12 protein-coding genes and 1 tRNA gene are annotated in these 12,176 nt (G+C 73.7%); 8 read left to right on the top strand and 5 right to left on the bottom strand.

Features of this window, described 5'->3' with window-relative positions; genetic code table 11:
• Position 1 precedes the first annotated feature (1 nt).
• On the top strand, positions 2 to 1,930 hold the full coding sequence (locus tag IE246_RS00835) for a tetratricopeptide repeat-containing sulfotransferase family protein (protein WP_189987007.1): 1,929 nt from the start codon (positions 2 to 4) through the stop codon (positions 1,928 to 1,930).
• Positions 1,927 to 2,610, top strand: a complete 684-nt coding sequence (locus tag IE246_RS00830; RefSeq protein ID WP_189987006.1) for a YggS family pyridoxal phosphate-dependent enzyme — start codon at positions 1,927 to 1,929, stop codon at positions 2,608 to 2,610. Before IE246_RS00835 ends, IE246_RS00830 begins: the two co-directional genes overlap by 4 nt.
• A gap of 27 nt (positions 2,611 to 2,637) precedes the next feature.
• Here IE246_RS00830 and IE246_RS00825 read toward each other — a convergent pair whose 3' ends face one another.
• The 3 genes from IE246_RS00825 to ribA form a co-directional block, all read right to left on the bottom strand.
• Positions 2,638 to 3,159, bottom strand: a complete 522-nt coding sequence (locus IE246_RS00825) for a L,D-transpeptidase family protein (protein WP_308434469.1) — start codon at positions 3,157 to 3,159, stop codon at positions 2,638 to 2,640.
• A 15-nt stretch (positions 3,160 to 3,174) separates the two neighbouring features.
• Positions 3,175 to 4,113, bottom strand: a complete 939-nt coding sequence (locus IE246_RS00820; protein ID WP_189987005.1) for a hypothetical protein — start codon at positions 4,111 to 4,113, stop codon at positions 3,175 to 3,177.
• Positions 4,114 to 4,184: 71 nt separating this feature from the next.
• Complete coding sequence (gene ribA / locus IE246_RS00815; RefSeq protein WP_229836180.1) at positions 4,185 to 5,324, bottom strand: GTP cyclohydrolase II; 1,140 nt, start codon at positions 5,322 to 5,324, stop codon at positions 4,185 to 4,187.
• A 144-nt stretch (positions 5,325 to 5,468) separates the two neighbouring features.
• Between ribA and IE246_RS00810 the strand changes: the two genes are divergently transcribed.
• The 3 genes from IE246_RS00810 (at position 5,469) to IE246_RS00800 (ending at position 7,415) form a co-directional block, all read left to right on the top strand.
• A complete protein-coding gene (locus IE246_RS00810) occupies positions 5,469 to 6,335 on the top strand; it encodes an alpha/beta hydrolase (RefSeq protein ID WP_189987003.1) in 867 nt (288 codons plus the stop codon).
• 29 nt (positions 6,336 to 6,364) lie between these two features.
• Complete coding sequence (locus tag IE246_RS00805) at positions 6,365 to 6,649, top strand: DUF427 domain-containing protein (RefSeq protein ID WP_189987002.1); 285 nt, start codon at positions 6,365 to 6,367, stop codon at positions 6,647 to 6,649.
• A gap of 76 nt (positions 6,650 to 6,725) precedes the next feature.
• Positions 6,726 to 7,415: a response regulator transcription factor gene (locus tag IE246_RS00800; RefSeq protein WP_189987001.1), complete on the top strand. Its 690-nt coding sequence runs from the start codon at positions 6,726 to 6,728 to the stop codon at positions 7,413 to 7,415.
• A gap of 28 nt (positions 7,416 to 7,443) precedes the next feature.
• Here the strand turns inward: IE246_RS00800 and IE246_RS00795 are convergent, their stop codons facing one another.
• Entirely contained in the window at positions 7,444 to 8,658 is a 1,215-nt protein-coding gene (locus IE246_RS00795) for an MFS transporter (RefSeq protein ID WP_189987000.1), read from the bottom strand.
• Between the two features lie 229 nt (positions 8,659 to 8,887).
• Between IE246_RS00795 and IE246_RS00790 the strand changes: the two genes are divergently transcribed.
• Genes IE246_RS00790 through IE246_RS00780 form a run of 3 tightly spaced genes read left to right on the top strand, consistent with a single transcriptional unit; the run spans position 8,888 to position 12,044 of the window.
• Positions 8,888 to 9,721, top strand: coding sequence for an MBL fold metallo-hydrolase (locus IE246_RS00790; protein ID WP_229836178.1), 834 nt, complete (start codon positions 8,888 to 8,890; stop codon positions 9,719 to 9,721).
• A 15-nt stretch (positions 9,722 to 9,736) separates the two neighbouring features.
• Positions 9,737 to 10,612, top strand: coding sequence for a class I SAM-dependent methyltransferase (locus IE246_RS00785; RefSeq protein ID WP_189986998.1), 876 nt, complete (start codon positions 9,737 to 9,739; stop codon positions 10,610 to 10,612).
• Positions 10,613 to 10,670: 58 nt separating this feature from the next.
• A complete protein-coding gene (locus IE246_RS00780) occupies positions 10,671 to 12,044 on the top strand; it encodes an adenylate/guanylate cyclase domain-containing protein (RefSeq protein ID WP_189986997.1) in 1,374 nt (457 codons plus the stop codon).
• Between the two features lie 37 nt (positions 12,045 to 12,081).
• Here the strand turns inward: IE246_RS00780 and IE246_RS00775 are convergent.
• Positions 12,082 to 12,156 (bottom strand) — tRNA-Gln (locus tag IE246_RS00775).
• Positions 12,157 to 12,176 lie beyond the last annotated feature (20 nt).

Genomic DNA, 12,176 nt, shown 5'->3' with positions numbered 1-12,176 from the left:
GATGGCGAGCCGACTGTCCCCGACCCTCCGCGCCCGCATCGACCGCGCCGTCGCGGCCGGCGATCCGACGGCGGCGCGGCCGCACTACCGGGCCCTGGCGTCGGCCGCCGACGTGCCGCCGGGGCTGCTGTACCGGCTGGCCATGCTGGAGGCCCGCGCGGGCGAGACGGCGACCGCCGTGCGCCTGCTGGAGGCGGCCCGGCGGAAGGCGCCGCGCGACCCGGACCTGCTGGCCAATCTCGGGCAGCTCCGGCTCGGTCTCGGGGACGCCGCCGGCGCCCTCGAGTGCCTCGACACGCTGGCCGAGCCGGCCCGCTCGCACCCGGCGATCGCCCGGCTGCGGGGCGACGCGCTGTGCGAGCTCGGGCGCCACGAAGAGGCCGCGGACGCCTACCGCTCCGGCTTGGCCAAAACGCCCAGGGACGCGGCCATGCACGCCAACCTGGGCGCCGCCTGCCGGGCGGCCGGGCGCTGGCAGGAGGCCGCCCGGCATCTCGAGACCGCGCTGGCGCTGGCGCCGTCGGTCGAGGCGCGCATCAACCTGGCGGGGCTGCTGGTCGACCTCGACCAGTCCGACCGGGCGATCGCGGTGCTGGGCGAAGGGATCGCGGGCGCTCCGGCGACCGCGGCGTTCCACCGCCAGCTCGCGGCCGCCGCCCGGGCCGAAGGCGATGCCGGGCTGGCCGGGCGGGCGGCCCGGCGGGCGGCGGTGCTGGGCCCGGGCGACGGGTCGGCCGCGACCGCGGTCGCCGAGCTCGCCGACAACCGGGCCGATCTGGCGGTGGCGGAGCGCTGGATCCGGCGCGCCCTGGCCGCCGGCCCGGGACACACCCCGGCGGTCCAGCTCGCGGTCCGGCTGGCGCGCCGGCGCCGGCGCCCGGACGAGGCGCTGGCCGTCGCCGACCGCTGGCTCGCCCGCGAGACCGCCCCGGCCCGCCGCTATCCGGTGCTGTTCGAACGCGCCCAGGCGCTGGAAGCGGCCGGCCGTGCGCGCGACGCGTTCGCGGCCTTCGTCGAGGCGAACGCCGCCCAGCGCTCGACCGCGCCACCCTACCTGGACCCGGAGCACGCCCACCGGCAGATCGAAGCGCTCGGCCGGCTGTATGCCGCCGGCCGGCCGGCGGTGCCGGCCGCCGGGGCCGAGGAGGACGGGCCGACGCCGCTGTTCCTGGTCGGCTTCCCGCGCTCCGGCACCACCCTGCTCGACCAGGTGCTGGACGCCCACCCGGACGTCTCGGTGGTCGAGGAGCGGCCGCTGGTGGCCGGCCTGATCGCCCGGTTCACGGTGTCCGGCCGCCGCTACCCCGAGGCGCTGGCGGAGCTGGCCGCGGCCGAGCGCCGGGACATGCGCCGATGGTACCGGGATCGCATGGCGCGGTTCCTGCCGGCCGCGCCGACCCGCTACATGGTCGACAAGATGCCGCTCAACCTGGTGCATGCCGGGCTGATCCGGGCGGTGTTCCCGGAGGCGCGGTTCCTTCTGGCCCTCCGCCATCCCTGCGACGTGGTGCTGTCCTGCTTCATGCAGAGCTTCCAGCTGAACACCTGGATGGCCTCGTTCACCAGCCTCGAAGCGGCGGCCCGGCTGTACCGGGCGACGCTCGGGGTGTGGGAGGGCTACGCCGCCGCCTTCGACCCGCCGCGCCTCGCGGTGCGCTACGAGGACCTGGTCGCCGACCTGCCGGGCCAGGCGGCCCGGATCCTCGATTTCCTCGAGCTGCCGTGGGACGATGCGGTGACCCGGTTCCACGAGCATGCCCGGCAGCGCGGTGTCCTGGCGACGCCGAGCGCCGCCCAGGTGACCCAACCGATCTACCGTACGGCGCTCGACCGCTGGCGGCGCTATGATTTCGCCATGGAGCCGATCGCCCGGATGCTGGCCGAGGAGATCCGGCGCTACGGATACGACCAGCAGGAGGACGAGGCATGAGCGACGTCGAAGCCGAGGTCGCCGGGAACCTCGCGGCGGTCCGGGCCCGGATCGCCGCGGCGGCGGCCGAGGCCGAGCGCGATCCGGACGAGGTGACGCTGATCGCGGTCGGCAAGGTGCAGCCGGTCGAGCGGGTCGAGGCGGCGCTGGCCGCCGGGCAGCGGGTGTTCGGCGAGAACCGGGTGCAGGAGGCCCAGGGCAAGTGGCCGGCCCTGCGCGCGCGCTATCCCGACGTCGAGCTGCACCTGATCGGCCCGCTGCAGTCCAACAAGACCCGCGAGGCCGTAGCGCTGTTCGACGTCATCCAGACGGTCGACCGGCCAAAGCTGGCGGCCGAGCTGGCGAAGGAGATGGCCAGGCAGGGTCGCCGGCCGGACTGCTACGTCCAGGTCAACACCGGCGAGGAGCCGCAGAAGGCCGGGGTGCTGCCGGCCGACGCGGACGCGTTCATCGAGACCTGCCGGGTCGAGCATGGCCTGCCGCTGGTCGGGCTGATGTGCATCCCGCCGGCCGACGAGGACCCGACCCTGCATTTCGCCCTGCTGCGTGAGCTGGCCAAGCGCCACGGCCTGACCCGGCTGTCGATGGGGATGAGCGGCGACTACGAGGACGCGGTCCGGCTCGGGGCTACCCATGTCCGCGTCGGAACGGCGATTTTCGGGGCGAGGCACTACGAGTAGGACTATCTATCGGCGCCGGTAGTGCCGTCAGATCGCGGCGATGTCGATCAGGCTTTCGGGGCCGATGGCGGCCAGCACCGCCAGCAGGTCGGCACGCTCCATGGCGACGCAGCCCTCGGTCGGCGCCCAGTCCGGGCGGGCCAGGTGCAGGAAGATGGCGCTGCCGGATCCCGGCCGCGGCGGGGCGTCGTTGTAGCCGATCTCGACCACCAGGTCGTACAGCCCGTCGTCGCGCCACATCCGTTCATGGCCGGCCGCGAACGGCAACCGGACCAGCCGGTTGTACAGAGACGGCTCGGCCGGATCGTCGCACCAGCCGAGATCCTCGGCCAGCGGCAGGGCCGGCAGGCCGGTCGCGGGTGGGGCCTCGCGGTCCGGGCGGTAGAACAGGCGGCGCAGCGGGAACCGGCCGATCGGGGTCGCGCCGTCGCCTTCGCGCTTGTGGTCGGTCAGGCCGGCCCGCCCGAGCGCGCACGGCCGCATCCGCTCGCCGACGGCGAGCGTGCCGCGGGTGGCACCGTAGGCGGCGCGGACGCTCAGCAGGGTCACCACGACTCCGGTCGGTCAGCTGGATTCCTGTTTGCGCATATGCTCGTACTTGTCGAGCGCCCGCAACATCCACTGGTTGACGCTGCTGGCGTCGCCGCCGGCGAGTGCCAGTTCGGCGCCGTCGGACGCCGTGCCGGGGCCGCCCCGGCCGCCGGCCGCCGGCTGGCCGGCGGTGGCCGGGTCGCCGATACCCGGGGGCTTCAGGGCAGTCGCCTGCAACCGTGTCGGATCGATGCTGCCGGGCAGGGCCGGGCGGGTGGTCGGCGGTTCGGCCCGGTGCATCGGCGCCAGCGGGTTGTTGCGCCGGACGGCATTGGCCTGCCGGATGAACGCGTCCAGCCGGTCGGCGCTGCGGCCCTGGAAGTCGGTGGTCGGGTGCGCGGCCTGGGCCGGCGATGCGTCCGCCGTCCGGGCCGGCGTCGCGTCGGGCCCGGCGGCCGCCGCGGCCCGGGCGGCGACGGCCTGCGGCGAGGCGTTGGCGGCCGCGACCGTCACCGGCGCGGCGTTGATCGGGGCCGCCAGGGTCTTCGGCTGCCGGGCGTCGGCGAGGGCGGTCGCGGCATCGCCGCCGGCATCGGGCTCGTCGGTCAGCCACGCCATGGCGGCGCCGCCGATGTCCTGGCCGGCCTCGCGCTCGACGACGACGTTGGCCAGAGCCCCGATGACCCCCAACGGGCCGCCGTACAGCGCGCCGCCGGCCATGCGGGCGGCCTCGCCGATAGTGTCGCCGGTCAGGGCCCGGTAGATCGTGCCGACCACCGGCAGATGTTGCAGGGGGTTGATGACGTCGAGGAAGTCCCCGAACCCGAGCGCGGCTCCGGCCGCCGTCGGCTCCTCGCCCGGCATGAGGTCGCCGTCCGGCGTGGTTCGCGGCCCGTTCCAGACGGTCTGGGACGCTGCGCTCGGCTTGGCGGCGTGCGGCGTGGTCGGGTCGGCGGTGGGCAAGATCGTCATGGGTGCGTTCCTTCCGTCGCCGGAAGAGACGCAAGCCGTGTGCCAGCGTGCGGGGACCCGGATGCGCGGCGCTAGAACAGGTGGCCCGAGCGCCTGGCCTTGGCCTCGAGATAGCGCTCGTTGTGGCGGTTGGACGGGAACACGTGCCGGACCCGCTCGACCACCTCGACCCCGCAGGCCGCGAGCTGGCCGATCTTCTCGGGGTTGTTGGTCATCATCCGCACCCGCCGGATGCCGAGCTGCTCGAGCATCTCGGCGGCCGGGAAGTACACCCGCTCGTCGTCGTCGTAGCCGAGCATGGTGTTGGCGTCGATGGTGTCGGCGCCCAGATCCTGCAGGCTGTAGGCCTTGAGCTTGTTGATCAGGCCGATGTCGCGGCCTTCCTGGGCGAGGTACAGCAGCACGCCGCCGCCGGCCTCGGCGATCGCGCGGATCGCGCCGCGCAGCTGGTCGCCGCAGTCGCAGCGCAGGCTCCCGAGCAGGTCGCCGGTCAGGCAGGCCGAATGCAGGCGGATCAGCACCGGCTGGTCCGGGTCGGGGCTGCCGATGCGGATCGCCACGTGCTCCAGCCCGCCGTCCAGCGGACGGAAGGCGATCAGTTCGCAATCCTCGGCGTCGGCCAGCGGGACCCGGGCCGCCGCCGCCCGCACCAGGCGGGCCGCCGCCGCCCGGCGATGGGTATCGATGGCGTCGGAATCGACCAGCAGCAGCGCGTGGTCGCGCGCCCAGGCCTCCATCCGGTCGGCCGGCACGTCGGGAACCGACGCGACCAGGGTGGCCGGCAGCAGCCGGGCGAGCTTGGCCAGGCGGACCGCCGCGGCGGCCGGGCCGGTCTCGGGCTCGGGCAGGGTGGTCAGGCCGCGGGTCTCGACCGGGCCGGTGGTCGGATCCGCCAGCGCCGCCATCCGGTCGGCCGGCATGCCGGCCGGCAGGGTCAGCGAGACCACCGGGGCGGACCCGCCGGAGCCGAGCGCCGCCGCGCGGTTGCGGGTGATCGCCAGGACCGGGTCGGAGCCGGCCAGCACCCGCAAGCGGGCCACCGCCTCGTCGGTGATCATCTCGGCGGCGACGGCCAGGGCCAGGCGGTCGCGCTCGGGACCGCCGCGCACCGCGACCGTTCCGCCGCGCCGCAGCTCGGCGACGCCGCGGTCGACGGCCAGCTGATCGCCCGGGCGCGGCGCGGTGACGGCGGGGGAGGGGTCGTTCGGCATGGCGCGCATATTGAGGAGGTCGGGCCGGGAATCAAGAGAACTCGTCGGGTGCCGCCGGATTGCCCGGTCGATTGCCCCATCGGATTGCCCCATCGGATTCGGTTCCGCTACTGTTGCCGCCCCGATGTCCGGCAGGTGACGGTGATGCAGGTTTACGGTTCCTACGACCAGGCGGGCCTGGACGCCCAGTACGACAACCGCCGCAAGGTCCCGGAGTCGGGTGCGATCGCCGAGCGCTGGATGGCGGCCGGCGCGGAGGCGCGCGGCCTGCTGTCCTGCGACCTGGACCTCGCCTACGGCGGGCATCCCCGGCAGGCGGTCGACGTGTTCCCGGCGGCGCGCGGCGACGCGCCGATCCTGGCGTTCGTGCACGGCGGCTACTGGCATTCGCGCGACCGCACCCTGGTGCACTTCCTGGCGCCGACCTACGTCGCCGCCGACATCACCTTCGTGTCGATCGGCTACCGGCTGTGCCCCGAAGTCACGGTGGCCGACGTCGCCGACGACGTGCGTGCCGCACTCGGCTGGATCCACGCCAACGCGTCCGGAATCGGCGGCGACCCGCGCCGGCTGTTCGTGGCCGGGCATTCGGCCGGCGGCCACCTGGCGGCGCTGATGACCGGGCCGGCCGGAGTGCCGGATCTGCTGAAGGGCGGCTGCAGCGTGTCCGGGCTGCACGACCTGGAGCCGATCCGCCTCAGCTACCTGAACGAGCAGCTTCACCTGCGCGCCGAGGACGTCGCCGGGCTGAGCCCGATCGCGCTGGCCGAGGCGCTCGAGCCGGGCGAGCGCCGGCTGCCGCCGCTGATCGCCACCGTCGGCATGGACGAGGGGCCCGAGTACCTCGGCCAGCGCGACCGGCTGGTGGCGGCGCTGAAGGCGGCCCGGCAGCCGGTCGAGAGCGTCGACGTGCCGGGCGGCAACCACTTCACCGCGCTCGAGGCGTTCGGCGACCCGCATCACCCGCTGTGCCAGGCGATGCTGCGGCTGATCCTGGCGCCGAGCTTCTGAGAGGCGGAACCGGGACACCGGATCGTGAGATGGCGCGAGCGACCCTGAACGGCGTGGTGCTGGCCGAGAGCCAGACGGTCGAGACCATCGAAGGCTGCGTGTACTTCCCGCGCGCCGCCGTGCGGATAGAGCACCTGGAACCGTGCGCGACCCGCACGGTCTGCCCGTGGCGCGGGGTCGCGACCTACTACGACGTCCGGGTCGGGGACCGGCTGGAGCCGGCCGCCGCCTGGTCCTACGAGGCGCCGAAGCGCCGGGCCCGACGGATCGAGGGGGCGGTGGCGTTCTGGAAGGGAATCGACGTCGAGCCTTGAGGCCGGTGTGGCGTTACATTATCTGCCGCGGAGCATTGAGGTCCGTGACGCAGGCAAATCGGGGCGGGAACACGGCATGACGAGCGGACGCAAGATCCTCCTGGTCGACGACGACGACGCGCTGCGCTCGACCCTGGCCGAACAGCTGCAGCTCCACGAGGAGTTCGTCACCGCCGAGGCGGCGACCGCGGCCGACGGCCTGGCGGCGGTCAAGGACACCCACTACGACCTGATCCTGCTGGACGTCGGCCTGCCCGACATGGACGGCCGCGAGCTGTGCCGGCTGATGCGCAAGCACGGGGTCAAGGCCCCGGTCATCATGCTGACCGCCCAGGATTCCGACGCCGACACCATCCTCGGGCTGGAGGCCGGGGCCAACGACTACGTCACCAAGCCGTTCAAGGTCGCGATCCTGCTGGCCCGGATCCGCGCCCAGCTGCGCCAGCACGAGCAGAGCGACGACGCGGTCTTCACCATCGGCCCGTACAGCTTCAAGCCGGCCGCCAAGATCCTGCTGGACGAGACCCGCAACAGGAAGGTCCGCCTGACCGAGAAGGAAACGGCGATCCTGAAGTACCTGTACCGGGCCGGCGACCGCATGGTGAAGCGCGAGACCCTGCTGAACGAGGTCTGGGGCTACAACGCCGGGGTCACCACGCATACGCTGGAGACCCACGTCTACCGGCTGCGCCAGAAGATCGAGCCGGATCCGCAGCGGGCCAGCATCCTGGTCACCGATTCCGGCGGCTACCGGCTCGTTCCGTAACCGGAACGGATGTTAGCCCCTGTTGCCGTCAATCCGGCCCCCGCCGGCCCATCCGTGCGAGGCCGAGCGCCAGCAGCACGGCGCCGATCGCGTCGAGCGTGGTGATCGCGCCGAACACCGGTCCGCTCGAGCTCCAGCCCCAGGGCAGGGTCAGCACCACCGGCAGCAGCACCGGCCCGATCAGCACCCCGAGATTGCGCCCGGTCATGATCGTCGCGAACGCGCCCGGCCCGGCCCGGCGCGCGCCCAGGATGGTGCTCGGCATGGCGAACAGGCAGACCGGCGTGACGCCGATACCGATCCCGTAGACCAGCAGCGACGCGACACCGGCGGCCAGCCCGTCGGTCCACGGCATCGCCCACCAGACCCCGGCCTGCAGCACCAGCGAGCCGGCCAGCAGCGGCCCGACCGCGGCGCCGCGCCGGATCCAGGTCGAGGTCGCCAGCCCGACCACGATCAGGGTCGCCACCGGCACCGAGTAGGCCAGGGTCGCCAGTCCCGGCTCCAGCCCGTGCGCCTCCACCAGGAACTGCGGCAGCCAGGTCATGTAGGCGAAGTACTGGGCCGACCACAGGGTGAACAGCAGGGCCGCCAGGCTCAGCGCCCAGCGCTCCTCGCCGCGGATCGGCGCCTGGCCGGCGGCCGGACGGCGCCGCAGGTCGAGATCGGTGCCGCCGCGCGCCCGGATCGCCAGGGTCCAGGCCGCCATCACCGCGGTCGCGCCGGCGGTCGCCAGCCAGGCGATCCGCCAGCCGACCGTGATCTCGGCAACCGGCACCAGCAGGTTGGCGGCGATCTGCCCGACCGGGATCCAGATCGCGGTCAGCGCGATCGCCAGCGGCAGGTGCCGCGCCGAGGCGTTGCGGTTGGCGTAGACCGGGCCGGCGATCGCGAACACCGCGAACGCGAAGCCTTCCAGCGCCCGCGAGCCCAGCACCATCCAGGCGTCGCCGGGCATGGCCAGCGCCAGGGCGTTGCCGGCGATCGCGGTGACGAAGGCGAGCCCGAGGATCGCGCCGGTCGGGATCCGCATCATCAGCCCGCCGAGCGCCAGCGACATCGCCAGCCCGATCACCGCGTAGACCGACATGAAGCCGCCGGCGAGCATCTTGGGATAGCCGAACTCCGCCAGCATCGCCGGCAGCATCGGCGGCAGCTTGAACTGCTGGAACGCCGCCAGCGACGCCAGCAGAAACCCGAACATCACGCCGGTCCAGTTGGTGCGGGCCTGGTCGAGCGGCATGGGCGGGCGGTTCCGGCCGGGGGTTTCGGGAGGGGGGTCGGCAAGGGCGACGGTGGCCGCGGGCGCGGCGGCGGCAGTCTGGTCCGGGACCGGCACCGAGGCAAGCCGGGCGGCGTTCCCGGCTTGGAACGGGTGTGATATGGGTGGTCGGCCGCCCGGATTCGGGTGGAAGCGCGCTGCTGCAGGCCCGGGGGCCGCGCGCCCGACCGACGCGCGGCGGGAGGAGCTGTTGGCCGACGAAGGTATCCTGATCCGGATCTGGGGAGCGCGCGGAAGCATTCCCTGCCCCGGGCCGAAGACGGCGCGCTACGGCGGCGACACCGCCTGCATCGAGGTGCGCTGCGGCCCGCACCTGCTGGTGTTCGACGGCGGCACCGGCATCCACGCTCTCGGCCGCGAGCTCGGCATGCAGGCGCCGGTCGACGTCGACGTCTACCTGACCCATTTCCACCTCGACCATGTGCTGGGCCTGCCGTTCTTCAAGCCGGCCTACGGCCCGGAGAACCGGGTGCACCTGCACGCCGCCCGGCTCGACAGCAGCCTGTCGCTCAAGACCATCCTGGCCCGGATGATGTCGCCGCCGCTGTTCCCGGTGCCGATCGACATGTACCGGGCCGACGTCGACTATCTGGACTTCGCGGTCGGCGACCGGCTGGAGCCGCATCCCGGCCTGGTCCTGCACACCCGCCGGCTCAACCACCCGGGCGGCGCCTGCGGCTACCGGCTGGAGTGGCGGGGCCGCAGCTTCGCCTACGTGACCGATACCGAGCACCCGCAGGACGGCAGCCTCGATCCGAACGTCCAGGACCTGATGCGCGATGCCGACGTGGCGATCTACGACGCGACCTACACCGACGAGGAATACGAGGTGTATCGCGGCTGGGGGCACTCGACCTGGAGTGCCGGGGTGCGGGCGGCCGAGGCCGCCGGGGTCGGCACGCTGGTGCTGTTCCACCACGATCCGTCGCACGACGACGAGGCCATGGACCGGATCGCGGCGGACGCCGACGCAGCCCGGCCGGGGACCCTGGTCGCCAAGGACGGCATGCTGATCCGTCGGTAGTCGGTCATACTGAATATGAACCTCAAGTCCTTGAAACGCCGCGTATCGGCGGTCTCGACCGTCCTTGGTATTACCCGGGAAGGCTTCTTCGTGCCGCACCGGTATGCCGGTTCGGTCCGGCCGCTCCCGGGGTATCCCGAGCTGGCGCCGCTGTTCCGGCGGGCCGAGCCGGCGTTCCGCGAGGTGCTGGCCGCGATCGACCGGCACGGCGACATCGTCGAGCGGTTCGACGGCACCCGTCCGCCGCTGCCGCGCTGGCAGCAGGACTGGTTCCCCGGGCTCGACGGGGCGGCGGCCTACGCCCTGGTCCGCGAGGCCCGGCCGGCCCGGATCGTCGAGATCGGCTCCGGCCACTCGACCCGGTTCCTGGCGCGCGCCGTGATCGACGGCGGGCTGGACACCGAGATGCTGTGCGTCGACCCGGCGCCGCGCGCCGACATCGCCGGCCTGGCCGACGCGCTGGCGATCCGGATCCTGAACCGGACCCTGCAGGACGCCGGGGTCGAGGCGCTGCCGGCGCTGCGGCCGGGCGACGTGCTGGTGATCGATTCCAGCCACCTGGCGCTGCCCGGGACCGACGTCGACCTGCTGTTCGGCCGGGTCCTGCCGGGCCTGCCCGCCGGCGTCCTGGTCCATGTCCACGACGTCTTCCTGCCGGACGGCTATCCGGAGTCCTGGGCCTGGCGGCAGTACGCCGAGCAGATGGTGGTGGCGGCGTGGCTGGCGGCCGGGGGACTGCGCCTGCGGTTCGCGAGCCGCTGGGTGCGCACCCGCATGGCGGCCGAGCTGGCGGGATCGGCGGCCGGGCGGATCCCGGTGAGCGCCCGGGCCTTCGAGTCCAGCCTGTGGGCGGTGACCGCCGGCCCGGTTGCGGACGGCTCGGCGCCATGACCCGGCGGTCACGCTTCGTTGATCGGCGGCCCGGCGCTCGGGCCGCTACGATCGGGCGATGAGCAGGCCGCCCGCCGTCCCGGAGGTTTCGACGCCCGCCAAAGCCGGCGACGGAAGGGGCGGCGAGGGCGTGCTGCCGGCCCGGGTGCGGGCCGCGCTGCGCGAACAGCAGGGCTCCAGCGAGATCCTGATCGGCTGGATCCAACTGGCCGTGGTGACCGCGTTCGGGACGCTGTACGCGATCTCGCCGAAGGCGTTCCCGCCGGAGGTCGAGTTCCGGCCGATCCCGTGGTTCCTCGGCTGCTACCTGGCGTTCACCCTGGCCCGGCTGGCGCTCGCCCATGCCCGCCGGCTGCCGCGCTGGTTCCTCGCCCTGTCGGTGCTGGCCGACATGGTGCTGCTGCTCGGGATGATCTGGAGCTTCCACCTGCAGTACATGCAGCCGGCGGCGTTCTACCTGAAGGCCCCGACCCTGCTGTACGTGTTCATCTTCATCGCGCTGCGCACCCTGCGGTTCGAGCCGGTCTTCGTGCTGCTGGCCGGCGGGGCGGCGGCGGTCGGCTGGCTGCTGATGGCCGGCTACGCGCTGATGTGGGACCCGCACGCCGCCCCGGTCACCCGCGACTACGTGCTGTACCTGACCTCCAACAGCGTGCTGATCGGCGCCGAGTTCGACAAGGTGGTCTCGATCCTCACGGTGACCGGCATCCTGGCGCTGGCGATCGTCCGGGCCCGCCGCCTGCTGGTGCGGGCGGTGCGCGAGAGCCTGGCGGCCCGCGAGCTGTCGCGGTTCTTCTCGCGCGACGTCGCCGACCGCATCACCGACCTGGACGCCGGGGTCGAGATCGGCCGCGGCGAGCTGCGCGACGCCGCCGTCCTGAACGTCGACATGCGGGGGTTCTCGCGGCTGGCCACCGAGATCGCGCCGGACGACCTGATCGCGCTGCTGGCCGAGTACCAGCGCCTGGTGGTGCCGCTGGTGCAGAGCCACGGCGGCAGCATCGACAAGTTCCTCGGCGACGGGGTGATGGCGACCTTCGGGGCGACCCGGCCGAGCGACACCGCGGCCGCCGACGCCCTGCGGGCGGTCGACGAGCTGGTGGCCGCGACCGCCGCCTGGACCGACGGCCGACTGGCGGCCGGGCTGCCGGCCCCGCCGGGCGGCCTGGCGGTCGCCGCCGGGCCGGTGGTGTTCGGGGCGGTCGGCGACGAGAGCCGGCTCGAATACACGGTGATCGGCACGCCGGTGAACCTGTCGGCCAAGCTGGAGAAGCACACCAAGGCCGAGGCGGTGCGGGCGCTGACCGACGCCGAGACCTACGAGGCCGGGCTCCGGCAGGGCTACCGGCCGGGGCGGCCGGCCGAACGCCGGCCGGGACGCGCGGTCGCCGGCCTGGACGTGCCGCTCGATCTGGTGGTGCTGGCGGGCTGACCGGAAGCTCCGGGCGGGCGAAGGACACCCACGGGAATGGCTGGGGCGCCAGGATTCGAACCTGGGAATGGCGGTACCAAAAACCGCTGCCTTACCGCTTGGCTACGCCCCATCCGCCGGCGCGCCGACCAT

The sequence above is a fragment of the Thalassobaculum fulvum genome (genome assembly GCF_014652915.1).
In the GTDB taxonomy this organism is placed as follows: domain Bacteria; phylum Pseudomonadota; class Alphaproteobacteria; order Thalassobaculales; family Thalassobaculaceae; genus Thalassobaculum_A; species Thalassobaculum_A fulvum.
Note: the sequence above shows the minus strand (reverse complement) of the source record. Positions and strands in the feature narration are given on the sequence as shown.

Excerpts from the sequence above, each read along its gene's own strand:
- IE246_RS00835 (WP_189987007.1), top strand. The coding sequence starts at position 2 with ATGGCGAGCCGACTGTCCCCGACCCTCCGCGCCCGCATCGACCGCGCC.
- IE246_RS00820 (WP_189987005.1), bottom strand. The coding sequence starts at position 4,113 with ATGACGATCTTGCCCACCGCCGACCCGACCACGCCGCACGCCGCCAAG.
- IE246_RS00800 (WP_189987001.1), top strand. The coding sequence starts at position 6,726 with ATGACGAGCGGACGCAAGATCCTCCTGGTCGACGACGACGACGCGCTG.
- IE246_RS00810 (WP_189987003.1), top strand. The coding sequence starts at position 5,469 with ATGCAGGTTTACGGTTCCTACGACCAGGCGGGCCTGGACGCCCAGTAC.
- IE246_RS00830 (WP_189987006.1), top strand. The coding sequence starts at position 1,927 with ATGAGCGACGTCGAAGCCGAGGTCGCCGGGAACCTCGCGGCGGTCCGG.
- IE246_RS00795 (WP_189987000.1), bottom strand. The coding sequence starts at position 8,658 with ATGCCGCTCGACCAGGCCCGCACCAACTGGACCGGCGTGATGTTCGGG.
- IE246_RS00780 (WP_189986997.1), top strand. The coding sequence starts at position 10,671 with ATGAGCAGGCCGCCCGCCGTCCCGGAGGTTTCGACGCCCGCCAAAGCC.
- IE246_RS00785 (WP_189986998.1), top strand. The coding sequence starts at position 9,737 with ATGAACCTCAAGTCCTTGAAACGCCGCGTATCGGCGGTCTCGACCGTC.
- IE246_RS00805 (WP_189987002.1), top strand. The coding sequence starts at position 6,365 with ATGGCGCGAGCGACCCTGAACGGCGTGGTGCTGGCCGAGAGCCAGACG.
- ribA (WP_229836180.1), bottom strand. The coding sequence starts at position 5,324 with ATGCCGAACGACCCCTCCCCCGCCGTCACCGCGCCGCGCCCGGGCGAT.